Origin of the sequence: Streptomyces sp. NPDC001678, from assembly GCF_042892945.1 — a bacterium.
Taxonomy (GTDB): domain Bacteria; phylum Actinomycetota; class Actinomycetes; order Streptomycetales; family Streptomycetaceae; genus Streptomyces.
Genome location: NZ_JBIAUP010000015.1, coordinates 101279 through 128278, shown reverse-complemented (window position 1 = coordinate 128278; position 27000 = coordinate 101279). Strand labels below are relative to the sequence as shown.

Sequence of the window (27000 nt, the reverse complement as noted above, 5' to 3'; positions counted from 1 at the left end):
GAGCCAGGAATCCCCTCCCTTCAAGGAGGGGAGGACTCAATGGTTGACGAAGCCGCCGTCCACCGGCATCACCACGCCGGTGAGGAACGGCGAGCGGTCGCTGAGCAGCCAGGCGGCCGCCTCGGCGATCTCCTCCGGGGCCGCGGTGCGGCCCTGCGGGGTCATGCCGTTCACCATTTCCTCGAGGCCCGGATTGCGGTCGAACCAGTCGGCCGTGATCTCGCTCCGTGTGGTGCCCGGGGCGACTGCGTTGACCCGGATGCCCTGCCCGGCGTACTCGTCGGCCGCGGCCCGGGTGAGCCCGACCACCGCGTGCTTGGCGGCCACGTAGGGGGCTGCGGCCGGGATGGCGACGAGCCCCGCGACGCTGCTGTTGTTGACGATCGCGCCGCCGCCGGTCGCCAGCATGGCGGATATCTCGTGGCGCAGGCAGTTCCAGACGCCCCGGACGTTGATGTCCATGATCGTGTCGTAGGCGTCGTCGCCCATCAGGTGCATCGGGGTGCGGTCACCGCCGATGCCGGCGTTGTTGAAGGCGGCGTCCAGACGGCCGTACCGCTCCACGGCGAACTCGACCGCGCGACGGGCGTCGTCGGGGCGGGTGACGTCGGTGACGACGTAGGAGGCCTCGGCGCCCCGCTCGCGGAGCTCGGCGGCGAGGGCGGCGAGGCGGTCCTCGCGGCGGGCGGCGAGGACGACGCGGGCGCCCTCACGGGCGAAGACGCGGGCGGCGGCGGCGCCGATGCCGCTGCTGGCGCCGGTGACGAGGGTCACCTTGTGGGGGAGGAGAGAGTTCTGGCTGCTCATGGTGGGGAGTTTGCCAGCCCTTGGGCTCGTTCCCCGAAAGCCGGAAAGGCCGGAGGGGCCGGACGCACCGGCCCCTCCGGCTTTCGAGCGGGCTAGCCCACCGGAACCGGCGGGAAGTGGCCCTCCTCCACGAAGAAGCCGACGTACTTCTCGAAGAGCTCGCGCGTCAGCTCCGGGCAGGCGATGCCGCTGCCCTCCAGCGCGGCCTCCGTCTCCTCCGTGCCGATCGGCGGGTAGAAGGCGTCGGTGTCCGACGTCATCATCTCGAAGGCGTGCAGCAGCGGGTACAGGGCGTTGTCCCGGTCCGTACGGACGGACTCGCTCCACTCGTCCCAGGCGCGCTCGCCCAGCGGGTAGCCCAGGTCGCGCAGATAGCCGACGCAGGTGCCCAGGGAGAGCGAGCTCTGGTTGAAGAGGTGGAACGTGCCGCCGGCGCTCTTCTCCTGCCGGGAGATGCCCAGGATCGCGGCGCTCACATAGTCCACCGGCAGCAGGTGGAAGCGGCCGCCGCTGGTCGTGGGCACCGAACCGGCCTGGAGCAGGCCCTTGAGGCTGAGCCAGACGAAGTCCGCCGTCTGGCAGGCGCCGTTCTCCTGGTCGCCGGAGATCACGTCGACGCGGTAGACCGAGACCGGCAGACCGCGGTCGCGGGCCACGCCGATGAGCTGCTCCGCCACCCACTTGCTCTGGAGGTAGCCGCTCGGCAGCGCCTCGGCGGGGCCGGTCGGGTCGGTGACCTTCAGCGGGACGCCCTCCTCGCGCACGCCGTCGAAGACGCCGACGGTCGAGACGTAGTGGACGGGCACCGTGCGGTGCCGGGCGGCCAGCCGCAGGACCTCCTCCGTGCCCAGGACGTTGGACGCCTTGAGCGAGGTGTACGGGTGGAGCCAGTGGACGCGGGCGCCGTTGTGGTAGACCACGTCGACCTCGCGGGCGAGGGCGTCGAAGTCCTCCGGCGTCAGGCCCAGGCCCGGCTCGGCGAGGTCGCCGAGGACGATCGTCAGCCGCGCGGGGTCGACCTCGTCCCAGACCCGGTAGTACTCCATGTTGGCCCGCAGCCGCGCCAGGGCGCCGGCCTCGTCCGTGCCGCGCACCAGGCAGCGGATCCGGCCCGTGGTGGTCCGCATCAGATCGCGCAGCAGGAACGCCCCGAGGAAGCCGGTGGCGCCGGTGAGCAGGATCTCCTTCGGGTCGGCCACGACGCGGACGACCTCGTCCGCCGGGCGGATGTCCTCGGCGAGGACGATCTCCGCGGCGAAGTCCACGGTCCCAGCGGCCGGGGCGTCCCCGCCGCCGTCCGTGCCCGCGGCGAGGGCCTCGGTCAGCAGGAAGGCGGCCAGGCCCTCCGGCGTGGGGTGGTCGAAGACCACCGTCGCCGGCAGCTTGACGCCGGTGGCGGCGCCCAGCCGGTTGCGCAGCTCGACCGAGGTGAGCGAGTCGAAGCCGAGGGAGGGGAAGGGCTGCGAGACGTCGATGCCGGTGCCCCCGGAGTGCCCGAGCACCCCGGCGATCTCGGCGGTGACCAGCTCCAGCACGGCCTGCCGCTGCCCGTCCGCGTCCAGCCCGGCCAGCCGCTCGGCCAGCGAGCCGTCCACCACGTCGGAGTTGCGGGCGGCGCGCCGCGCCGGGGTGCGCACCAGGGCGCCGAGCACGGTGGGCGCCTGGGCCGGCTGGGCCCGCAGCGGGGTGAGGTCGAGCGGGGTGGCGACCAGGGCCGCGTCCCCGAGCTCCAGGGCCAGGTCCAGCAGCGCGGTGCCCTGGACGGCGGTGACCGGACGGAAGCCGCTGCGGGCGATCCGCTTGAGGTCGGTGTCGTCCAGGTGGCCGCTCATGCCGGCCTCCTGCGCCCACAGGCCCCAGGCCAGGGACGTGGCGGGCAGGCCGTTCGCCCTGCGGTGCTCGGCGAGGGCGTCCAGGAAGACGTTGGCGGCCGCGTAGTTGGACTGGCCGGGGCCGCCGACGATGCCGGCGATGGAGGAGAAGAGGACGAAGGCGGCGAGGTTCGTCTCGTTCGCCTTCGTCAGCTCGTGGAGGTGCCAGGCGGCGTCGACCTTGGGGCGGAGGACGGCGGCGAGGCGTTCGGGGGTGAGGGAGGTGAGGAGGCCGTCGTCCAGGACGCCCGCGGTGTGGATGACGGCGGTGAGGGGGTGGTCGGACGGGATGCCGGCCAGCAGTTTCGCGACTGCCTCGCGGTCGGTTACGTCGCAGGCGGCGACGGTCACGGCTTCGGCGCCGAGGGCTTTGAGCTCGGCAGTGAGCTCTTCGACGCCGGGGCTCGCCGCTCCTCGGCGGCTGCTCAGCAGCAGGTGGCGGATGCCGTGCGTCTTGATCAGGTGCTTGGCGAAGAGGGCGCCGAGGCTGCCCGTACCGCCGGTGATGAGCACGGTGCCGTGCGGGTCCAGGGGCGCGTTTGCGGCTGCGGGCCGGTGGTCGGGTTGTGCCCACCCGTCCCGCCCTGCGGGACGATTGCCCACAACCGCGCCGCCTGCCGCGCTCTGCGCGGCTGCGGTGCCCACAATCGGGGTTCGGGCCAGCCTCGGCACTCGGAGTTCGCCGCCCCGGAGGGTCAGCTGGGGTTCGCCCGTCGCGATGGCCGATGCCAGCAGGGCCTCGTCCGTGCCCGGTTCAGCGTCCAGGAGGACGAAGCGGCCCGCGTGTTCCGACTGGGCCGAGCGCAGGAGGCCCCAGACCGTCGCGGCCGCCAGGTCGGTGACGTCCTCGCCGGGGGTCGTCGCCATCGCGCCCGACGTGACGACCGTCAGCGGGGTCTCCGCCAGCCGCTCCTCGGCCAGCCACTCCTGGACCAGGCCCAGCACCCGCAGCGCCGTGGCGTGGACGCTCGCCGGGACGTCGTCCGTGGGCTCGGCGGTCAGGGGCAGCAGCACGGTGTCGTAGCGCGTGCCGGCCGCGACCGCCGTCGCGACGGCCGCCACGTCGGCGAACCCGTCGGGGTCCAGGACCGCGTACGCCGGGGCGGCATCCCGCGCGGGGAGGGCGACCGGCGTCCAGTCCATGCGGAACAGCGCGTCGTGCGGGCGGGCCAGGGCGCCGGTGATGTCGGCGGCCGTGACCGGGCGGGTGCGCAGCGCCTCCACGGAGGCGACGGGCCGGCCGGAGAGGTCCGCCAGCCGGAGCGACAGCGCGCCGTCGGCGGCGGGGGAGATGCGGACGCGCAGGGCCGTGGCGCCCGTGGCGTACAGCCGGACGCCCTGCCAGCGGTCCGCGAGGGCGCCGGCGGGGGCGGCCGTCTGCAGGGCCGCGTCCAGGAGGGCCGGGTGGAGGGCGAAGCCGTCGAGGTCGGTGCCCTCGGGCAGCCGGACCTCGGCGAAGGTCTCCTCGCCCTGCCGCCAGGCGGCGGTCAGGCCCCGGAACGCCGGGCCGTACGTCAGCCCGGCGGCGGCCAGCCGCTCGTACGCCTCCTCGGGGGCGAGTTCCTCCGCGCCTTGGGGCGGCCAGGCGGTGAGCTCGAAGGAGTCGTCCGCGAAGCCGGAGCCGGCAGGGCTCAGCGTGCCGTGGGCGTGGCGGGTCCACGGCACGTCGAGGCCGTCGGGCCGGGCGTGGACGGTGACCGTCCGGCGGCCCTCGGCGTCGGCGGGGCCGACGTGGGCCTGGAGCTGGACCTCGCCCTTGTCGGGCACGGCCAGCGGGGCGTCCAGCGCGAGGTCCGCGAGGACGCTCGCGCCCAGCTCGTCACCGGCGCGGATCGCCAGTTCGGCCAGGGCGGCCGGCGGTACCACGGCCGTGCCCAGCACGCGGTGCTCGCCGAGCCAGCAGTGGGTGCGCAGCGAGATCCGGCCCGCGAACAGGGCCTCGTCGGCGCCCGCGACGGGCAGCGCCGCGCCCAGCAGCGGGTGCCCGGCGACGGCCAGGCCGAGCCCGGCGGCGTCGGCGGCCCGTGCCGCCGACTCCACCCAGAAGCGCTGGTGCTGGAAGGCGTACGTGGGCAGGTCCACCCGGCGTGCGCCGGTGCCCTCGAAGAACGCCCGCCAGTCCAGGGGCGTCCCGTGGTTGTGGAGCCGGCCGAGGCCCTTGACGAGGGCGGCGGGCTCGGGGCGGCCGCGGCGCAGCAGCGCCACCGCCGCGCCGGGCTCGACGGTGTTCTGGACGAGCGCGGTCAGCACGCCGCCGGGGCCGGCCTCCACGAACGTGGTCACGCCGTGGGCGGCGAGGGCGTGGACGGCGTCCGCGAACCGCACGGCCTCGCGGACGTGGCGCACCCAGTAGTCGGGCGAGGTCAGTTCCTCGGCGGTGGCGAGGGTGCCCGTGAGGCCGGAGACGACCGGGATCGTGGGCGGGTGGTAGGTGAGGCTCTCGGCGACCTTGCGGAAGAGCGGCAGCATGGGCTGCATGTGCGGGGAGTGGAAGGCGTGGCTGACGGTGAGCCGCTTGGTCTTGCGGCCCTGCTCCTTCAGCCGTGCCGCGATCTCCTCGGCCGCGCCCTCGTCACCGGCGATGACGACGGCGGAGGGGCCGTTGACGGCCGCGATCGCGACCTCGTCCTCGCGGCCCGCGAGCAGCGGCAGCACCTCGTCCTCGGTCGCCTGGACGGCGATCATCGCGCCGCCCTCGGGCAGTTCCTGCATCAGCCGGCCGCGCGCGGCGACGAGCTCGGCGGCGTCCTCCAGGGAGAGCACCCCGGCCACGTGGGCCGCGGCGATCTCGCCGATGGAGTGCCCGGCGAGGTAGTCGGGGCGCAGTCCCCAGGACTCGACGAGCCGGTAGAGGGCGACCTCGACGGCGAAGAGGGCGGGCTGGGTGTAGCCGGTGTCGTCCAGGCCTTCACCGGAGGCGATCACCTCACGGATCGGCCGCTCCAGCAGCGGGTCCAGGACGGCGGCCACCGCGTCGAAGGCCTCGGCGAAGACGGGGTACGCCGCGTACAGCTCCTGGCCCATGCCGGGGTGCTGGGCGCCCTGGCCGGTGAAGAGCACACCGGTCTTGCCCTTGCCGCGCGCGCCCTGGACGACGTACGGGCTCTGCCCGCCCTCGGCCAGCGCGGTGAGGCCCGCCCGGAGCTCGTCCGCGTCGGCACCGGTGACGACGGCCCGCTGCTCCAGGGCGGAACGGGTCGTGGCCAGCGAGTACGCCACGTCGAGGGGCGAGTTCGAGGAGGTGGCGGCCAGCAGTCGGCGGGCCTGCTCGCGCAGCGCCTCGGCGCTCTTCGCGGACAGCAGCCACGGCAGGACGGGCCGGACGACCGGCTCCGCCGGGGCCTCGGTGGGCTCCTCTGCGGGGGCCTGCTCCAGGATCAGGTGGGCGTTGGTGCCGCTGACGCCGAAGGCGGAGACGGCGGCCCGGCGCGGCCGGTCGGCCTCGGGCCACGGCCGCGCCTCGGTGAGCAGCTCGACGGCCCCGGACTCCCAGTCGACCATGGGCGTGGGTTCGTCGACGTGGAGCGTCCGGGGGAGCGTCCCGTGCTCCATGGCCTGGATCATCTTGATGACGCCGCCGACGCCCGCCGCGGCCACGGTGTGGCCGATGTTGGACTTCAGCGAGCCCAGGTAGAGCGGGCGGCCCTCGGGCCGGTCCTGGCCGTAGGTGGCGAGCAGGGCCTGTGCCTCGATGGGGTCGCCGAGGCGGGTGCCGGTGCCGTGCGCCTCGACGACGTCGACATCGGCGGTGGTCAGCCGGGCGTTGGCGAGCGCCTGGCGGATCACCCGCTCCTGGGAGGGGCCGTTGGGCGCGGTCAGGCCGTTGGACGCGCCGTCCTGGTTGACGGCGGAACCGCGGATCACCGCGAGGACCTTGTGGCCGTTCTTCCGCGCGTCCGACAGCTTCTCGACGAGGACGAGGCCGACGCCCTCCGACCAGGAGGTGCCGTCGGCGGACGCCGAGAAGGACTTGATGCGGCCGTCGGGGGCGAGGCCGCTCTGCCGGGAGAAGTCGACGAAGCCGCCCGGGGTCGCCGTGATCGTCGACCCGCCGGCCAGCGCCAGCGTCGACTCGCCCTGCCGCACCGACTGGACGGCCAGGTGGAGGGCGACCAGCGAGGACGAGCAGGCCGTGTCCACGGACAGCGCCGGGCCCTCGAAGCCGAAGGTGTAGGCGATCCGGCCGGAGGCCACGGAGTTGAGCTTGCTGGTCAGCAGGTAGCCCTCGAACTCCTCGGGCCCGTCGAGCCCGAGGTAGCTCTGCTCGATGACGCCCGCGAACACGCCGACCTGGCTGCCGCGCAGCCCGGCCGGGTCGATGCCGGCCTGCTCGAAGGTCTCCCAGGCGGTCTCCAGCAGCACCCGCTGCTGGGGGTCCATCGCCTGCGCCTCGCGCGGGGAGATCCCGAAGAAGCCCGCGTCGAACTGGGCCGCGTCGTCGAGGAAGCCGCCCTCACGGGTGTAGGAGGTGCCGGGGGTGGCCGGGTCCGGGTCGTAGAGCCGCTCCAGGTCCCAGCCGCGGTCGGCGGGGAACGGCGAGATGCCGTCCACACCGCCCTCGACCATCCGCCACAGGTCCTCCGGCGAACGCACCCCGCCGGGGAACCGGCAGGCCATGCCGACGATGGCGACGGGCTCCTGGGTGCCCGCCTCCAGCTCGGCCAGGCGGGCCCGCGCCTTCTTCAGATCGGCCGTCACCCATTTGAGGTACTCGACCAGCTTCTCTTCGTTGGAGGGTTGATTGGTCATGCTGAATCTCTCCTGGAGATACGGAAGTCGGTGAGCACCTCAGCCGGAGGAGCGGCCGAGCTCGTTGTCGATGAAGCTGAAGATGTCCTCGGCCGAGGCCGACTCCAACTGGTCGGTGACGTCCTCCTCCGCGGCCGCCGCCGTGGACTCGTTGAGCTTGGCGAGCAGCGTCTGGAGGCGTACGGAGACGGCGGCGCGGGCCGGGTCGTCGGAGGTCATGCCGGGCAGCAGCGACTCCAGCTTGTCCAGCCCCGCCAGCACCGGGTGCGGCGCCTCGGCGCCGTCCGGCACCAGCTGGCGCAGGAGGAACGCGGTGAGCGCGGCGGAGGTGGGGTGGTCGAAGACCAGCGTCGCGGGCAGCCGGGTGCCGGCGACCACGGTGAGCCGGTTGCGCAGCTCCACGGCCGTCAGCGAGTCGAAGCCCAGGTCCGAGAAGGCCCGTTCGGCTTCGATGCCCGCCGGGTCGGCGTGGCCCAGCACGGCCGCGACGGCGGTGCGCACCACGTCCAGTACCGTCGCCTCCCGCTCCGGGACGGCGAGCTCCACCAGCCGGTCGGCCAGCGACTCGGTCCGCTCGGTCTGCGACTGCGCGGCGCGCCGGGGCGTCGCGGGGCTCACCAGGGCGCGCAGCAGCGCGGGGATGCGCTCCTGGGCGCGTACGGCCGCCGCGCCGACGGGGGTGCCGACCAGGGCCGCGCTGTCGTGGGCGAGCGCCCGGTCGAACAGGGAGTGGCCCTCGGGGCGGGCGATGGGCCGGAAGCCGTCGCGGGCGAACCGGTTGAGGTCGGCCTCGTCCAGGCCCTTGTTGATGCCGCCGGGCACCGACCACAGGCCCCAGGCCAGCGACGTGCCGGGCAGCCCGTTGGCCCTGCGGTGCTCGGCGAGGGCGTCCAGGAAGGCGTTGGCGGAGGCGTAGTTGGCCTGGCCCGGGCCGCCGAGGACGCCGACGGCCGAGGAGAACAGCACGAACGCGGCGAGGTCCAGCTCCTTCGTCAGCTCGTGGAGGTGCCAGGCCGCGTCCACCTTGGGGCGGAGGACGGCCGAGAGCCGCTCGGGGGTGAGGGTGGGCAGCAGGCCGTTGTCGAGGACGCCGGCGGTGTGCACGACACCGGTCAGCGGGTGCTCGGCGGGGATGCCGGCCAGGAGCTCCGCGAGGGCCTCGCGGTCGGCGACGTCGCAGGCGGCGACGGTGACCTCGGCGCCCAGCGACTGGAGGTCGGTGACGACCTCGGTCAGCCCCTCGGTCGCCGCCCCGGTGCGGCTGGCGAGCAGCACCCGCGAGACGCCGTGCTCGGCCACCAGGTGGCGGGCGAACACCGCGCCCAGGGCGCCGGTGCCGGTGATCAGCACGGTGCCGTCGGGCTTCCACTCCGGGCGCTTCGGCTTGAACTCCGGCGCGAGCAGGCGCTGGAGCCTCGGCAGGAGCACCTTGCCGCCGCGCACGGCGGCCTGCGGCTCGCCGGAGGCGACGAGCGCGGCCAGCAGCTCGGGGGTGTGGCTGCCGTCGGTGTCGACGACCGCGAGGCGGTCGGGGGCCTCGGACTGGGCGGTGCGGACGAGTCCCCACAGGGCGGCCGCGGTGAGGTCGGTGATGTCCTCGCCGTTGGCCGCGGCCACGCCGCCCTGGGTCAGGACGACCAGCGGGGTGGCCGTCAGACGGTCGTCGGCCAGCCAGCGCTGGAGGAGTTCGAGGGTGCGGGCCGCCTCCGCATGGACGGTTGCCGGGAGTTCGGCATCGCCGGACCGCGCCGTCGTGGCCGAGGCCGGCTGCGGCGGGAGGGAATTCCCCGAACCCGCCCCGTTGCGCCCCCCGGGCGCCGAGAGGGAGGCGGCGGGCGCCAGGACCGCGTCCACCGGGGTGCCGGAGGCGATCGCCGTGGCCACCTGGGCCGGGTCCAGGAAGCGCTGGGCGTCCAGGTCCTCGGACGTGTTGCCCAGTGCGCCCCACAGCGGGGCCTCCTCCGCCGGGGTGAGCTGGGCGGGGACCCAGTCGACGCGCAGCAGGGAGTCCCGGCCGGTGCTGTCGACGTGCGGGGTGAACTGGCCGTTGGGCACGTCGCGGAAGACGATCGACTCGACGGTGGCGACGAGCTCGCCCGCCGTGTCGGTCAGCTCCATCGCGACGCTGTTCGCGTCGAGCTCGGTCACCTTCGCCCTGACGGCCGTGGCGCCCGTGGCGTGCAGCCGGACGCCGTACCAGTCGGCGGGCACCGGGATGGTGCCGTTGGCAGGGTCGGCGGGGCGGACCGGGACGGCCGCGTTGAGCAGCACGGGGTGGAGGCCGTAGCGGCCCGCCTCCTCGTGGAGCTCCTCCGGGAGCTGGAACTCGATCGTCTTGCCCTCGCCCTCCGGGCGTGCGGCGGGCTCGGCGGTCTCCGGCAGGTAGTAGCCCTCGACGTGCATGGTCCAGGGCCCGTCGGAGGAGTCCGGCCGCGAGTACAGGCACAGGCAGCGGCGCTCGGAGTCGTCGTGGGTGCCCGCGCGCACCTGGAGCTGGAGGGTGCCGTCCTCGGGCAGCACCAGCGGCACCATGAGGTTGAGCTCGTCGATGACCGGGTAGCCGATCATGTCACCGGCGTGGATGGCCAGTTCGACGAGCGCGGAGGCCGGCAGCACGGGCGAGCCGAGGACGACGTGGTCGGCGAGCCAGGGGTGGGTCTTGAGCGACAGACGGCTGGCGAACAGCAGCTGGTTGGCGCCGGCCACGGTGATCGGCGAGCCGAGCACCGGGTGCTGCTTGCCGTCGGTGCCCGCGGCCACGCCGAACGGGTCGGTGGCGGTGCGCAGCTGCTCCAGCCAGAAGCGCTGGTGCTGGAAGGCGTACGTGGGCAGGTCCACCCGGCGGGCGCCGGTGCCGGCGAACACGGCGGCCCAGTCCACGGCCGTGCCCCGGGAGTGCAGCCGGCCGAGCGCGGCCACCGCGGTGACGGCCTCCGGGCGGCCCGAGCGCAGCGCGGGCACGGCGGCGACGGCGTCCGTGACGGCGGTGGCGGCCATGGCCGTCAGCACCGGGTCGGGGCCCAGCTCCAGCAGCGTGGTGACGCCCTCGGCCTCCAGGACGCGCACGGCGTCCACGAAGCGGACGGCGCCGCGCACCTGCCGCACCCAGTAGTCCGGGGTGCGCAGGTCGTCGCCGGTGGCGATCCGGCCGGTGAGGGTGGAGACGACCAGGATCTCCGGCGCGCGGTAGGCCAGGCCCGCCGCGACCGCCCGGAACTCCTCCAGCATCCCGTCCATGTGCGGGGAGTGGAAGGCGTGGCTGACGGTGAGCCGCTTGGTCTTGCGGCCCTGCTCCTTCAGCCGTGCCGCGACCTCCTCGGCCGCGTCCGCGTCACCGGAGACCACCACGGCGTCCGGGCCGTTGACCGCCGCGATCGCGAGCCGGTCCTCCAGGCCCGTCAGCAGCGGCAGGACCTCCTCCTCGGCGGCCTGCACGGCGATCATCGCGCCGCCGCCGGGCAGCGCCTGCATCAGCTTCGCCCGCGCCGCGACGAGCTTCGCCGCGTCCGCCAGCGAGAGCACCCCGGCCACATGGGCGGCCGTGATCTCGCCGATGGAGTGCCCGGCGAGGAAGTCGGGCCGTACGCCCCACGATTCGACGAGGCGGTGGAGGGCGACCTCGACGGCGAAGAGGGCGGGCTGGGTGAAGCCGGTGTCGTCCAGGCCGTCACCGGAGGCGATCACCTCACGGATCGGCCGCCCGAGCAGCGGGTCCAGTTCGGCTGCCACCGCGTCGAAGGCCGCGGCGAAGACGGGGTACGCCGCGTACAGCTCCTGGCCCATGCCGGGGCGCTGGGCGCCCTGGCCGGTGAAGAGGAAGCCCGTCCGGCCGCCGCCGCGCACGTCGGAGACGACGCCCGCGCCGGGCTCGCCGTCGGCCAGGGAGCGCAAGGACGCGACGAGTTCCGCGCGGCCGGTGCCGGTGACCACCGCGCGGTGCTCCAGCGCCGAACGGCCCGTGGCCAGCGAGAAGCCGATGTCCGTGGCCGACGCGTCGGGGTTCGCCTCGACGCGGTCCAGGAGCCGGCGGGCCTGCGCGCGCAGCGCGTCGGGCGTGTGGCCGGACACCGGCCAGGGCACGGCGGGCAGTTCGGTCGTCACGGCGGGCGCCTCGGGGGCCGCCGCGGCCGGGGCCGTGCCCTCGCCCTGCTCGCCGTCCTCGGCGGGTGCCTGCTCGGGCGTCGCCTGCTCGATGATGACGTGCGCGTTGGTGCCGCCGAAGCCGAACGAGGAGACGGCGGCACGGCGCGGCCGGTCCGTCTCGGGCCACTTGCGCTCCTCGGTCAGGAGCTCGATCGCGCCCGCCTCCCAGTCGACGTGCGAGGACCGCTCGCCGAGGTGGAGGGTGCGGGGCAGCACCCCGTGGTCGATGGCCTGCACCATCTTGATGACACCGCCCACACCGGCCGCCGCCTGGGCGTGGCCGATGTTGGACTTCAGCGAGCCCAGGTAGAGCGGGCGGCCCTCGGGCCGGTCCTGGCCGTAGGTGGCCAGCAGCGCCTGCGCCTCGATCGGGTCGCCCAGCGTCGTACCGGTACCGTGGGCCTCGACGGCGTCGACGTCCGACGGCTTCAGGCCCGCGCTGGCCAGCGCCTGGCGGATGACCCGCTCCTGGGAGGGGCCGTTGGGGGCGGTCAGGCCGTTGGACGCGCCGTCCTGGTTGACGGCCGAGCCGCGCAGCACGGCCAGCACGTGGTGGCCGTTCTTCCGGGCGTCGGAGAGCCGCTCGACGAGCAGCAGGCCCACGCCCTCGGCCCAGCCGGTGCCGTCGGCGGACGCCGCGAAGGACTTGCAGCGGCCGTCGGCGGCCAGGCCGCGCAGCCGGGAGAACTCGATGAACGCCACCGGCGTGGACATCACGGTCGCGCCGCCGGCGAGCGCCAGGTCGCACTCGCCGCGCCGCAGCGCGCCCGCCGCCAGGTGGAGGGTGACCAGCGAGGACGAACAGGCGGTGTCCACGGTCACGGCCGGGCCTTCCAGCCCGTAGCTGTAGGCGAGCCGCCCGGAGGCGATGGAGCCCGCGCTGCCGCTGAACAGATAGCCCTCGAAGCCCTCCGGGGGCAGGTTCGGCCGGGAGCCGTAGTCGTTGTACATCACGCCGGTGAAGACACCGGTGCGGCTGCCCTTGAGGGTGGCCGGGTCGATGCCCGCCCGCTCGAAGGTCTCCCACGCGGTCTCCAGCAGCAGCCGCTGCTGGGGGTCGGCGGCGAGCGCCTCGCGCGGCGACATCCCGAAGAACGCGGGGTCGAACAGGTCGGCGTCGTGGAGAAAACCGCCCTCGCGGGAGTACGACTTGCCGACCTGCTCCGGGTCCGGGTCGTAGAGGCCGTCCACGTCCCAGCCGCGGTTGGCGGGGAACTCGGAGACGGCGTCGACGCCGTCCTCGACCAGCTTCCACAGGTCCTCGGGCGAGGTCACCCCGCCCGGGTAGCGGCAGGCCATGCCCACGATGGCGATGGGCTCCTGGTCCTTGCTCTCCACTTCCCGCAGCCGCTTGCGGGCGTCCCGGGCGTCGGCGATGGCCCGCTTGAGGTATTCGCGGAGTTTTACCTCGTCAGCCACGTGTGTTCAGCTCCTGGTGAGTGGGTTCGGCAACTACGGGTACGGCAACCACTGGTGATGGCCAAGTGGGGTGCGGGCCGGTCATTCGAGACCGTCGAAGAGTGCGAAGAGCTCCTCGTCGCTGGCCGCGTCGAGGTCGGCGTTGTCGTCCTCCTCCTCGGCCGCGGGCGTGCCGGCGGCCGCTTCCGCGGCCTCCAGCAGCTCCCGCAGCCGGGCGGTGATCCGGGCGCGGTCGTCCTCGCCCGTGGCCGCCGCCGACTCGATCGCCGCCCGCAGGCCGTCCAGCCCCGCCAGCACGGGCTCGGCCGGCGAGACCTCCTCGATGACCAGCTGGTCCTGGAGGTGGGCGGCGAGCGCGGCCGGGCTCGGGTGGTCGAAGACCAGCGTCGTCGGCAGCCGCAGACCGGTGGCCTTGTTGAGGAGGTTGCGCAGCTCCACGGCGGTCAGCGAGTCGAAGCCCAGGTCCGAGAAGGCCCGGTCGGCGGTGACGCCGTTCGCGTCGGAGTGGCCCAGCACCTGCGCCACCTGCGCCCGGACGAGGTCGGTCAGGACCCGGCCCCGCTCCAGCGGGGACAGGGCCGCCAGCCGCTCGGCGAGCGACGGCCCGGCGTCCGCGCCGCCGCCCGCGGCGGCCGCCGCGCGCTTGGCGGGCGTGCGCACCATGCCGCGCAGCAGCACCGGCGGTTCGCCGCGCCGCAGCGCGGCCGTGTCCAGCCGGGTGACGGCCAGGACGGCCTCGCCGGTGGCGGGAGCCGCGTCGAACAGCTCCATGGCCTCCTTGGAGTTCAGCGCCAGCAGCCCGGATCGGGCCAGTCGTCGCAGGTCCGCCTCCGCCAGGTGCCCGGCGATGGAGCCGGTGTCCGCCCACAGGCCCCACGCGAGGGACGTGCCGGGCAGCCCGTTGGCCCTGCGGTGCTCGGCGAGGGCGTCCAGGAAGGTGTTGCCCGCCGCGTAGTTGGACTGGCCGGCCGTGCCGAGGAGACCGGCGACGGAGGAGTAGAGGACGAAGGAGGAGAGGTCCGGCAGGTCCTTGGTGAGCTCGTGGAGGTTCCAGGCCGCGTCGATCTTGGGGCGCAGGACCGTGGTCAGCTGCTCGGGCGTCATCTGGGCGATGACGCCGTCCTCCAGGACGCCCGCCGTGTGGACGACGGCCGTGAGCGGGTGCTCGGCCGGGATGCCCGCGATCACGTCCGCGAGCGCGGCGCGGTCGACGACGTCGACGGCGGCGAGCGTCACGGTGGCGCCCAGCTCGGTCAGCTCGTCGCGCAGCTCCGCCGCCCCGGGGGCGTCGGCGCCGCGCCGGCTGAGCAGCAGCAGGTGGCGTGCGCCGTGCTGGGTGACCAGGTGACGGGCGAGGATGCCGCCGAGGGCGCCGGTGGCGCCGGTGACGAGGGTGGTGCCGCGCTCCCATGCGGGGGCGGTTTCCACTGTCAGCTCGGCACGGGCCAGGCGGGGTACGAGGACTGCCTCGCCGCGGATCGCGAGCTGGGGCTCGGCGGTGGTGACGGCGGCGGTCAGCTGCTCCTCGGTCGCGGTGCTGTCGATGTCGACGATGCCGATCCGGCCCGGGTTCTCCGTCTGCGCGGAGCGGAGGAGGCCCCAGAGGCCGGCGTGGGGGAGGTTGGTGACGTCCTCCTCGCCGACGGCGACGGCGTTGTTCGTGACGACGACGAGGCGGGAGTCGGAGAGGCGCTCGTCCGCCAGCCAGGCGCGGGTCAGCTCCAGGGTGGCCTGGAGGGCCGCGTGGGCCGCCTCGGCGGTGTCGCCTTCGCTGCCCGCGACGACCGGGGCGAGGACGACCGCCGGGGCGGTCGTGCCCTCGTCCAGCGCCGCGGTGAGGGCGGCGAGGTCCGCGTACGTCGTGGTGCCGGTCGTGAGCGGTGCGGCGCCGTCGTGGAGTTGTGCCCACCCTCCCCCAGCTACCGCTGGGAGGTGCCCCCATCGCCCTGCGGGACGATTGCCCACAACGGGCTGCCACGTCACCTTGAGGAGGCCGTCCCTGGCGGCGTTGCCCGCCGCGCGCAGGGCCTCCTTGGACAGGGGTCGGAGGGTCAGGGACTCCACCGTCGCCACGGGCTGGCCCGCGCCGTCGGTGACGGTGAGGGAGGCCAGGAGCGTGGTGGGCTCCGGGGACTCCAGCGAGAGACGGACCCGCAGCACGGTCGCACCCGTCGCGTGGACGGACGCGCCGGACCAGGAGAACGGCAGCCACGAGGGGCCGTCCGCCGAGGCCACGCCCGGCAGCAGCGGGTGCAGCGCGGCGTCCAGCAGCGCCGGGTGGAGGGCGAACGCGGCGGCGTCGGCGCGCAGTTCCTCCGCCAGGGCCACCTCGGCGTACAGCTCGTTCTCGCCCTGCCAGACCCGGCGCAGGCCCTGGAAGGCCGGGCCGTAGCCGTAGCCCTGGTCGGCGAGCCGGTCGTAGACGCCGTCCAGCGGCACCTCGGTGGCCCCGGCCGGCGGCCAGACCACCAGGTCGGCCGGGGCGGCCCGGCCGGTGGTGAGGGTGCCGGAGGCGTGGAGGGTCCACGCCCGGTCGGCGTCGCCGTCGTCGGGCCGCGAGTGGATCTCGACGGTCCGGACGCCGTGGCCGCCGTCCGCGCCGACGGCCAGCTGGAGCTGGACGGCGCCGCGCTCGGGCAGCACCAGCGGCGCGGCCAGGGTCAGCTCCTCCAGCGAGTCGCAGCCCGCCTGCTCGCCGGCGCGCAGCGCCAGCTCCAGCAGCCCCGTGCCGGGCAGCAGCACCGAACCCAGGACGGCGTGGTCGGCCAGCCAGGGGTGGGTGGTGCGGGAGACCCGGCCGGTGAAGACGTACTCGTCGCGCTCGGCGAGCTGGACGGCGGCGCCCAGCAGCGGGTGGTCCGCCGCGCCCAGGCCCAGCCCGGCCGCGCCGCCGCCGGCCGAGGCCGGGGCGTCGAGCCAGTACCGCTGGTGGCGGAAGGCGTAGGTGGGCAGCGGGACCCGCCGGGCGCCGGGGAAGACGGCCGGCCAGTCGGTGCGCACGCCGCGCGCGATGAGCTGGGCGAAGGCCGCGGCGGCCGTACGGTCCTCGGGGCGGCCCCGGCGCAGCGCCGGGGTGAGCGAGGCGGCCTCGCCGGTCAGGCTCTCCTGGACGAGGGCGGTGAGCACCCCGTCCGGGCCGAGCTCCAGCCAGTCGGTGACGCCCTGCTCCTCCAGGTACCGCACGCCGTCCAGGAAGCGGACGGCCTGGCGGATGTGCCGGGCCCAGTAGTCGGGCGAGGTCAGCTCCTCGGTGGTGGCGAGGGTGCCGGTGACGTTGGAGACGACCGGGATGCGCGGGGCGTGGAAGGTGAGCCCGGCCGCGACGGCCCGGAACTCCTCCAGCACGTCCGCCATGTGCGGCGAGTGGAAGGCATGGCTGACGGACAGCCGCTTGGTCTTGGCGCCGCGCTCGCGCCAGAGGGCCACCAGCTCCTCGACGGCGTCCTCGTCCCCGGAGATCACGGTGGAGCGGGGGCCGTTGACGCCGGCGACGGCCACGCGCTCGCCGTCACCGTAGGCGTCGAGGGTCGCGAGGACGTCGTCCTCGGTGGCCTGGATCGCGGCCATCGCGCCGCCGTCGCGGGCGGCCTGCATCAGCCGGCCGCGCTCGGCGACGAGGTGGCAGGCGTCCGCGAGGTCGAGCACCCCGGCCAGATGGGCCGCGGTGACCTCGCCGATGGAGTGACCGAGGAGGTAGTCGGGGGTCAGCCCGTGGTGCGCGGCGAGCCGGAACAGGGCGGTCTCCACGGCGAACAGCGCCGCCTGCGTGAAGACCGTCATGTCCAGCAGGGCCGCGTCCGGGGAGCCCTCGGCGGCGAACAGCACGTCCTTCAGCGGACGCGGCAGCTCGGTGTCGAGGTGGGCGCAGACCTCGTCCAGGGCGGCCGCGAAGACCGGCGAGGACGCGTGGAGCTCACGGCCCATGCCCAGGCGCTGGGAGCCCTGCCCGGTGAAGAGGAACGCGGTCTTCCCGCGCCGGCCGCCGGTGGCCCGGACGACGGCGGGGGAGGACTCACCGTTGGCCAAGGCCTCCAGCCCGGCGAGGAGTTCGTCCCGGCCGGCGCCGACGACGGCCGCCCGGTGCTCGTGGAGGGCACGGGTGGTGGCCAGCGAGAAGCCGACATCGGCCGGCTCCAGCCCGGGGCGGGCGCCGAGGTGGGCGCGCAGCCGCTCGGCCTGGGCCCGTACGGCCTCCTCGCTGCGGCCGGAGACCAGCCACGGCACGATGCCGCCGCCGTCGGCCGGGCGCTCCGGCGCAGCCTCCTCGGTGGTGACGGGCCGCTCGATGATGACGTGGGCGTTGGTGCCGCTGATGCCGAAGGAGGAGACGGCGGCGCGGCGCGCACGGCCCGCCTCGGGCCAGGCCCGCTCCTCGGTGAGCAGCTCGACGGCGCCGGACTCCCAGTCGACGTGCGGGGAGCGCTCGTCGGCGTGGAGGGTGCGCGGCAGCGTGCCGTGCTCCATCGCCTGGATCATCTTGATGATGCCGCCGACGCCCGCCGCGGCCTGCGAGTGGCCGATGTTGGACTTCAGGGAGCCGAGGTAGAGCGGGCGGTCCTCGGGGCGGTCCTGGCCGTAGGTGGCGAGGAGGGCCTGTGCCTCGATGGGGTCGCCCAGGGTCGTACCGGTGCCGTGGGCCTCGACGGCGTCGACGTCGGACGGCTCCAGGCCGGCGTTGGCCAGGGCCTGGCGGATGACGCGCTCCTGGGCCGGGCCGTTGGGGGCGGTCAGGCCGTTGGACGCGCCGTCCTGGTTGACGGCGGAGCCGCGCAGCACCGCGAGCACCTGGTGCCCGTTGCGCTCGGCGTCGGAGAGCCGCTCGACGAGGAGGAGGCCCACGCCCTCGGCCCAGCCGGTGCCGTCGGCGTCGGCGGAGAAGGACTTGGAGCGGCCGTCGGGCGAGAGCCCGCGCTGCCGGCTGAACTCGATGAAGACGTGCGGTCCGGCCATCACGGTCACGCCGCCCGCCAGCGCCAGGTCGCACTCGCCCGAGCGCAGCGCGTTCGCCGCCAGGTGGAGAGCGACCAGCGAGGACGAGCAGGCGGTGTCCACGGTCACGGCCGGGCCCTCCAGCCCGTACGTGTAGGACAGCCGGCCCGAGACGACGCTGGAGAGGTTGCCCGCGAGCAGGAAGCCCTCGAACTCCTCGGGGGTGCCGGCCAGCCGGGACGCGTAGTCGTCGTACATGGCGCCGGTGAACACACCGGTGTTGGTGCCGCGCACGGCGGCCGGGTCGATGCCGGCGCTCTCGAAGGTCTCCCAGGCGGTCTCCAGCAGCAGCCGGTGCTGCGGGTCGGTCGCGGTGGCCTCGCGCGGCGAGATCCCGAAGAACTCCCGGTCGAACAGGTCGGCCTCGTGGAGGAAGCCGCCGTGGCGGACGTAGGAGCTGCCGGTCTTCTCCGGGTCGGGGTCGTAGAGGGTGTCGAGGTCCCAGCCGCGGTTGACGGGGAACTCGCTGATGGCGTCCACGCCGTCGGCCACCAGCCGCCACAGGCCCTCGGGGGAGGTGACGCCACCGGGGTAGCGGCAGGCCATGCCGACGATGGCGATCGGCTCGTCGGCGGAGGCGGCGGAACGGACGGCCTTCGTCACGGCCTTCGTGCCGCTGTCGCCCACCTTGGAGAGCAGGAACGCGGCGAGCGCGGCCGGCGAGGGGTGGTCGAAGACGGCGGTGGTCGGCAGCCGCAGCGCGGTGATGCTGTTGAGCCGGTTGCGCAGCTCCACGCCGGAGAGGGAGTCGAAACCGAGCTCCTTGAAGGCCCGTTCGGGGTCGACGGTGGTGGCGTTCGCGTGGCCGAGCACGGAGGCGACGACGCCGCGTACGAGCTCGGTCACCGCGCCCGCGCGCTCGCCCTCGGGCAGCGCCGCGATCGACTGCGCCCAGTCCCCGCCGTCCTGCCCGGCACCGGCCGCCGCACGGGCGGTACGGCGCGGGGCGCGGGTACGGACGAGCCCGCGCAGCATCGCGGGGGGCTGGTCCGCCGCCGCGAACGTCGCGAGGTTCAGCGCGGCCGGCACGTACAGGGGCTCGCCGCCCGCGAGGGCCGCGTCGAACAGGGCGAGGCCCTGCGCCGGGGTGAGCGGCGAGACACCGGCGCGCGTCCAGCGGGCCAGGTCGGCCTCGCCGAGCGTGCCGCCCATGCCGTGGGTGGCGTCCCACAGGCCCCACGCGAGGGAGGTCGCGGGCAGGCCGTTGGCCTTGCGGTGCGCGGCGAGGGCGTCCAGGTAGGTGTTGGCGGCGGCGTAGTTGGCCTGGCCGGCGGTGCCGGTGATGCCGGAGACGGAGGAGAAGAGGACGAAGGCGGCCAGTGGCGCCTCGCGCGTCAGCTCGTGGAGGTGCCAGGCGGCGTCCACCTTGGGACGCATGACGGTCTCGAGCTGCTCCTCGGTGAGGACGGCGACGGTCGCGTCGTCGAGGACACCGGCGGTGTGGACGACGGCGGTCAGCGGGTGCGCGTCGTCGACCTGCGCGAGGAGTCTCGCGACCGCGTCGCGGTCGGCGGCGTCGGCGGCGGCGACGGTCACTTCCGCGCCGAGGGAGTTGAGCTCGGCGATCAGCTCCTTGGCGCCGGGGGTCGCCGCTCCTCGGCGGCTGCTCAGGAGGAGGTGGCGGATGCCGTGGCTCTCCACGAGGTGGCGGGCGAACAGGGCGCCGAGTCCACCGGTGCCGCCGGTGATCAGGACGGTGCCGTCGGGGTCGAGTGCACCTGCGGGCCGGTGGTCGGGTTGTGCCCACCCGTCCCGCCCAGCGGGACGATTGCCCACAACCGGGGCATCAATCAGCCCCTCCGGCGTTTGAGGAGCGGGGGTCCGGGGGCGGAGCCCCCGGGAAACGGGAAGGGGCGGGACCGGGGCAGCCTCCGCTCGTGCCAGGCGCGGCACTCGCAGTTCGCCGCCACGCAGCGCGAGCTGGGGCTCGCCTGTCGCGATTGCGGAAGCGAGCAGGGCGTGGTCCGCCGCGTCCGCGTCCACCAGGACGAAGCGACCCGGGTGCTCCGACTGCGCCGCCCGCACCAGGCCCCAGACCGGGGCCGAGGACAGGCCGGTCACGTCCTCCTCGCCGACGGCTATCGCGCCGCGCGTGACGAACACCAGCCGCGACCCCTCCAGCCGCTCGTCCGCCAGGAACGCCCGCACGAGGCGCAGCGCGCCCCGAGCGTCCGCCGGGCGGGCGACGACGACCTCGGCCGTCGGCAGCGATTCCCCGTCCGTCTCGGCCCACGTGACGGCGGAACCGTCGGCCGCGGCGACGCTCGGCCACTCCACCACGAACAGCGCGTCCGGCCCGGAAGCCTTCGGCGCGAGCCGCGCCTTCTCCACCGGCCGCAGCGTCAGGGCGCCGACGGAGGCGACAGCCCCACCCGCGCCGTCCGCCAGGTCGATGGAGACCGTGTCCGTCCCCACCGGCGAGATCCGCACCCGCAGGGCATTCGCCCCGGCCGCGTACAGCGCGATGTCGCTCCACGCGAACGGCAGCCGGATCTGCTCCGGCTCCGCCGGGTTCGCGGCGTCGAGCACCAGCGGGTGCAGGACGGCGTCGAAGAGCGCCGGGTGGAGGGCGAAGCCGTCGAGGTCGGTGCCCTCGGGCAGCCGGACCTCCGCGTAGACGTCGTCACCCGCGCGCCAGACGGCCGCCAGGCCCTGGAAGACGGGCCCGTAGCCGTAGCCGAGGGCGGCCAGCCGCTCGTAGACGTCCGTCAGCGGCTCGGCGACCGCACCGGCCGGCGGCCACGTGGCGAGCGAGGACGCCGCGGGCGCGGCCGGCAGCGGGGCCGGGGCGAGGGTGCCGGCGGCGTGGAGGGTCCACGGCCGCGGCTCGTCGCCCACAGAAGTCTCCGCGCGGGCGTGGATGGTGAACGGGCGGCTGCCGGACGCCTCGGCCGCCGCGACGGCGACCTGGACGCGGACCGCGCCGCGCCCGGGCAGGACGAGGGGCGCACGCAGGGTGAGCTCCTCCACCTGGCCCGTGCCGGCCCGGTCGCCCGCGGCGACGGCCAGCTCGATGAAGGCCGTGGCGGGGACGAGCACGGTGCCGTTGATGGCGTGGTCGGCCAGCCACGGGTGGGTGGCCAGCGAGAGCCGCCCGGCGAGCAGCAGGTCCTCGCGGTCGGCGAGTTCGACGGCGGTGGCCAGCAGCGGGTGGCCCGCCAGGTCCAGGCCGAGGCCGCGGGCGTCGGCGGCGGGCCGGGCGGCGAGCCAGTAGTGGGCGCGCTGGAAGGCGTACGTGGGCAGGTCGGTGGCCGTGCCGCCGGGGAAGAACGACGCGGCGTCCAGCGGAGCGCCGACGGCGTGCGCCTGGGCGAGCCCGGCGATGAGGGTCTCGGCCTCGGGGCGGCCCTTGCGCAGCAGGGCGACGGCCGTCGTGCCGTCCCCGGAAAGGGAGTTGCGTGCCAGCGCCGTCAGCACGGCGTCGGGGCCGAGCTCGACGAACACGGTGGCGCCCTGCTCCTCGAGCGTCCGTACGGCGTCCGCGAAGCGCACGGCCTGCCGGATCTGGTTCACCCAGTAGCCGGGCGTGGCGAGCTCGCCCGGCCCGGCCGGGCGGCCGGTGACGGTGGAGACGATGGGCAGGGCAGGCTCGTGGAAGGTGAGCCCGGCGGCCACGGCCCGGAACTCCTCCAGCACGTCGTCCATGTGCGGCGAGTGGAAGGCGTGGCTGACGGTGAGCCGGTGGGTCTTGTGGCCGCGCTCGCGCCACTCGGCGGCGATGGCCTCGGCGACGGTCTCGTCACCGGAGATCACCACGGCGTCGGGGCCGTTGACGGCGGCGACGGACACGGCGTCCTCGTGGCCCGCGAGGGTGGGCAGCACCTCGGCCTCGGTGGCCTGGATCGCGATCATCGCGCCGCCGGAGCGGGCGGACTGCATCAGCCGGCCGCGCGCGGCGACCAGCGCGGCGGCGTCCTCCAGCGACAGGACGCCCGCGACATGCGCGGCGGCGAGTTCGCCGATGGAGTGCCCGGCGAGCAGGTCGGGGACGAGCCCGTGGTGCTCCAGCAGCCGGAACAGCGCGACCTCGATCGCGAAGAGGGCGGGCTGGGTGTAGCGGGTCTCGTGCAGCAGCGCGGCGTCCTCGCCGCCCTCCTCCGCGAGGACGAGCCCGGCCAGCGGCCGCTCCAGGTGCTTGTCCAGCTCGGCGACGACCGCGTCGAAGGCGGCGGCGAACACCGGCTGACCGGCATGGAGTTCACGGCCCATGCCGACGCGCTGGGCGCCCTGCCCGGTGAAGAGGAACGCGGTGCGGCCCGCGCGGGCGGCGCTGCCGGTCACCACGTTCCCGGCGTCCACGCCCTGGGCGAGCGCGCCCAGCCCGGCGAGGAACTCCTCGCTCGTCCGGCCGGTCACCACGGCCCGCCGCTCGAAGGCGGTACGGGTGGTGGCCAGCGAGAAGCCGACGTCGGCGGGGTGGGCGCCGGTGTCGGTCACCAGCTCGCGCAGCCGGCCGGCCTGCTCGCGCAGGGCGGCCTCGTCGCGGGCGGTGAGCACCCAGGGGGCGCGTACGGCGAGGTCTCCGGCGCCGAGGGCGCGGGGCGCCTCGTCGGCCTGCTCGATGACGACGTGGGCGTTGGTGCCGCTGATGCCGAAGGAGGAGATCGCGGCGCGGCGCGGGCGGCCCGCGTCGGGCCAGGCGCGCTGCTCGGTCAGCAGCTCCACGGCCCCGGCGGTCCAGTCGACGTGGCTGGTGGGCTCGTCCACGTGGAGGGTCTTCGGGAGGACCCCGTGCCGGATGGCCTGAACCATCTTGATCAGGCCGCCGACGCCGGCCGCCGCCTGGGCGTGGCCGATGTTGGACTTCAGCGAGCCCAGGTACAGCGGTGCCTCGCGGTCGGCCCGGTCGGCCTGCCCGTAGGTGGCGAGCAGCGCCTCCGCCTCGATGGGGTCGCCCAGCTTGGTGCCGGTGCCGTGCGCCTCGACGGCGTCGACGTCGGCGGGGGCGAGGCGGGCGTCGGCCAGGGCCTGGCGGATGACGCGCTGCTGGGACGGCCCGTTGGGCGCGGTGAGGCCGTTGGAGGCGCCGTCCTGGTTGATGGCGGTGCCCCGGACGACGGCGAGGACCTTGTGGCCGTTCTTCCGGGCGTCGGAGAGCCGCTCGACGAGGAGCAGGCCCACGCCCTCGGCCCAGGAGGTGCCGTCGGCGCCCTCGGCGAAGGACTTGGAGCGGCCGTTCGCGGCGAGGCCGCGCTGGCGGGAGAACTCCACGAACATGCCCGGCGAGGACATCACCGTCGCGCCACCGGCGATGGCGAGCGTCGACTCGCCCGAGCGCAGCGAGCGCACGGCCATGTGAAGGGCGACGAGCGAGGAGGAGCAGGCGGTGTCGACGGTGACGGCGGGGCCGACCAGGCCCAGCTGGTAGGCGATGCGGCCGGACATCACGCTGGAGGTGGTGCCGGTGAGCAGGTGGCCCTCGACGCTCTCGGGCGCGTCGTGCATCCGCGGGCCGTAGTCGAGGGCGGTGGCGCCGACGAACACGCCGGTACGGGTGCCCTTGAGGCGCTCGGAGTCCAGGCCGGCCCGCTCGACGGCCTCCCAGGCGGTCTCCAGCAGCAGCCGCTGCTGGGGGTCCATGGCGAGGGCCTCGCGGGGGGAGATGCCGAAGAAGCCGGCGTCGAAGAGCGCGGCCTCGTGGAGGAAACCGCCCTCGCGGACGGAGCTCTTGCCGTTGGCGCCCGGGTCGAGGTCGTGGAGGTCCTCGTCCCAGCCGCGGTCGGTGGGGAAGCCGGAGACGGCGTCGACGCCGCCCTCGACGAGCTTCCACAGGTCCTCGGGGGAGCTGACGCCGCCGGGGTAGCGGCAGGCCATGCCGATGATGGCGATGGGCTCGCCGTCGTCGCCCGCCACGGCCAGGTCCTCGTCCGTCCCGGCGGCGCCGGTGAGCTCGGCCTCCAGATGGGCGGCGAGGGCCTCGGGGGTGGGGTGGTCGAAGAGCAGACCGCTGGGCAGCCGCAGCCCGGTGGCCTCCGCCAGGGCGGTCCGCAGCTCCACGGACATCAGGGAGTCGAGGCCCAGGTCCTTGAAGGGCGAGCGGAACTCGACGCGGCGGCCCGGCCCGTACTCCAGGACGGCGGCGACGTGCGCGCCGACCAGCTCGGCCACGGCGCGGCGGCGCTCGGCCTCGGACAGCCCGGCGAGCCGGGCGCCGAGCTCGCCCCGGGGGGCGCGCGAAGCGCGTTCCGGAGCGGTGGTGGTGGCGAGCGCGGCGACGGAGCGGCCCACGCCGTCCAGCCAGTACCGCTCGCGCTGGAAGGCGTACGTGGGCAGGGGCACCCGTACGGCGCCGGAGCCCTCGAAGGCGGTGGCCCAGTCGACCGAGGCGCCGCGCACGGAGAGCGTGGCGAGTGCGGCCAGCAGGGTCTGGGGCTCGCTGCGGCCCCTGCGGAGCGCCGGCACGGAGGCGGCGACGGAGGCGTCCCGCAGGGAGTCGGCGACCATCGCGGAGCACACCCCGTCGGGGCCCAGCTCCAGGAAGGTGGTGACGCCCGCGTCCTCCAGGGCACGGGTGGCGTCGGCGAAGCGCACCGGGCGGGAGACGTGCTCCACCCAGTAGTCCGGGGACGTCCACAGGCCGTCGGCGATGACCTCGCCGGTGACGGTGGAGACGGCCGCGATCCGGGGCTCGTGGAAGGTCAGCCCCTCGACGACCGCGCGGAACTCCTCCAGCATCGGGGCCATCAGCGGCGAGTGGAAGGCGTGGCTGACGGTGAGCCGCTTGGTCTTGCGGCCCTGCTCGCGCAGGGTCGCGGCGATCTCCTCGGCCACGTCCCCGGCACCGGCGATCACCACTGAGCGCGGGCCGTTGACGGCGGCGATGGCCACCGTCTCCTCGCGGCCCGCGAGCAGCGGCAGCACCTCGTCCTCGGTGGCCTGGACGGCGATCATCGCACCGCCGGCGGGCAGTTCCTGCATCAGCCGGCCGCGCGCGGCGATCAGCGCGGCGGCGTCGGCCAGCGAGAGCACACCCGCGACGTGCGCGGCGGCGACCTCGCCGATGGAGTGGCCCGCCAGGTAGTCGGGGCGCACGCCCCAGGACTCCACGAGCCGGAAGAGGGCGACCTCGACGGCGAACAGCGCGGGCTGCGTCCAGCGGGTCTCGTCCAGGCCCTCGCCGCTCGCGATCACCTCGCGCAGCGGGCGCGGCAGGTGGGCGTCGAGGGCGGCGCACACCTCGGCGTAGGCGGCGGCGAAGACCGGGAAGACCCGGGCCAGTTCCTCGCCCATGCCCGCGCGCTGCGCGCCCTGGCCGGTGAAGACGACGCCGAGCAGGCCGGGCTGGACGGTGCCGGAGACCAGCCCCTGCGCGGGGACGCCCGAGGCCAGCGCGTCCAGGCCCGCGAGCAGCGCGTCCCGGTCCTCGCCGAGGACGACGGCGCGGTGGTCGAAGACGGTCCGGGAGGAGATCAGCGACCAGCCGATGTCGGAAGGCGAGGCCGCCCCGTCGCCGCGCACGGCGGCGGCCAGCCGCGCGGCCTGCGCGGAGAGCGCCTCGGGGCCGCGCGCGGAGATCGTCCAAGGGGTGACGACCGGGGCGTCGCCCGGCCCGGGGCGGGCGGCGGGTGCCGGGCCGGAGGTCAGGACGACGTGGGCGTTGGTGCCGCCCATGCCGAACGAGGAGACGCCCGCGACGAGTTCGCCGTCCGGCTGCGGCCAGGCGGTCAGCTCGCGCTGGACGGCCAGGCCCAGCTCGGCGAGGGGGATCTTCGGGTTGGGCGTCTCGAAGTTGAGGCTCGCGGGCAGCCGCTGGTGGTCGAGCGCCAGCAGGGCCTTGAGCAGGCCGACGATGCCGGCGGCGCCCTCCAGGTGGCCCACGTTGGTCTTGGCCGAGCCGACCAGCAGCGGCTTGCCCTGGCGGGCGGTGCCGAGCACGGCGCCCAGGGCGGCCGCCTCGATGGGGTCGCCGACGGGGGTGCCGGTGCCGTGGAGCTCCACGTACTGCACGGCGCGCGGGTCGACGCCCGCCTTCTGGTAGGCCTCGCGCAGCACCTGCTCCTGCGCGGTCTGGCTGGGGACGGTCAGGCCCGGCGTGGTGCCGTCGTTGTTGACCGCGCTGCCGCGGATCACACCGTAGACGTGGTCGCCGTCCGCGATCGCCCGGGCGAGCGGCTTGAGGACGACGACGCCGCCGCCCTCGCCGCGCACGAAGCCGTTGGCGCGGGCGTCGAAGGTGTAGGTGACGCCGTCGGGGGAGAGGCCGCCGAAGCGCTCCTCGGTGACGGCGTTCTCGGCGAGCACGTTGAGGTTCACACCGGCGGCGATGGCCATCGCGGACTCGCCGGAGCGCAGCGACTCGCAGGCCAGGTGGACGGCCACGAGCGAGGAGGACTGGGCGGCGTCGACGGTGAGGCTGGGGCCGCGCAGACCCAGGTAGTACGAGACGCGGTTGGCGATCACACCGCGGTTGACGCCGGTCATGGTGTGCTGGGTGACGGCCTGCTCGCCGTGCTGGTAGAGCAGGGCGGAGTAGTCGTCGCGCAGGGTGCCGACGAAGACGGCCGTGCGGCTGCCCTCCAGCTCGGCGGGGACGATCCCGGCGTCCTCCAGGGCCTCCCAGGCCAGCTCCAGGACCAGGCGCTGCTGCGGGTCCATGGTGGCGGCCTCGCGGGGCGAGATGCCGAAGAAGGCGGCGTCGAAGGTGTCGACGCGGTCCAGGAACCCGGCCCGGCGGACGCCCAGGGCGGTCCCGTCGCTCCCACCCGCCAGCGCCGACTCCCACCGTCCCTCGGGGACCTCGGTGATCGCGCTCGTACCGGTGCTCAGCAGCTCCCAGAACTCCGCCGGGCCCGCCGCCATCGGGAGCCGGCAGGACAGGCCGACGACCGCGATGGCCTCGGATCCGTCCCGGAGCGCCGTGACCCCATCGGGGGTGTGCTTCTTCGTCATCGCGACCGGCAGACCTTTCCTAGCTGAATTCCTCAACGGCCCATAAATATTTCGAGAACGCCGTGACCCGGCCCCGCCACCTGCTCGAATTTCCGCCGGGCGGACCGTGCTACAACACATGAATCGTGCACCG

3 protein-coding genes and 1 pseudogene are annotated in these 27000 nt (G+C 75.1%); all 4 read right to left on the bottom strand.

Annotated features, from left to right (window positions below; genetic code table 11):
* Positions 1-36 precede the first annotated feature (36 nt).
* Complete coding sequence (locus tag ACFYZR_RS27015; protein ID WP_391914659.1) at positions 37-807, bottom strand: glucose 1-dehydrogenase; 771 nt, start codon at positions 805-807, stop codon at positions 37-39.
* Between the two features lie 92 nt (positions 808-899).
* The gene (locus ACFYZR_RS27010) at positions 900-7427 is read right to left on the bottom strand and encodes a type I polyketide synthase (protein ID WP_391914657.1); all 6528 of its coding nucleotides are present in this window, start codon (positions 7425-7427) and stop codon (positions 900-902) included.
* A gap of 39 nt (positions 7428-7466) precedes the next feature.
* A pseudogene (locus ACFYZR_RS27005) lies at positions 7467-12986 on the bottom strand (SDR family NAD(P)-dependent oxidoreductase); the annotation flags it as partial.
* 84 nt (positions 12987-13070) lie between these two features.
* The gene (locus ACFYZR_RS27000; protein WP_391914655.1) at positions 13071-26867 is read right to left on the bottom strand and encodes a type I polyketide synthase; all 13797 of its coding nucleotides are present in this window, start codon (positions 26865-26867) and stop codon (positions 13071-13073) included.
* Positions 26868-27000: the final 133 nt, after the last annotated feature.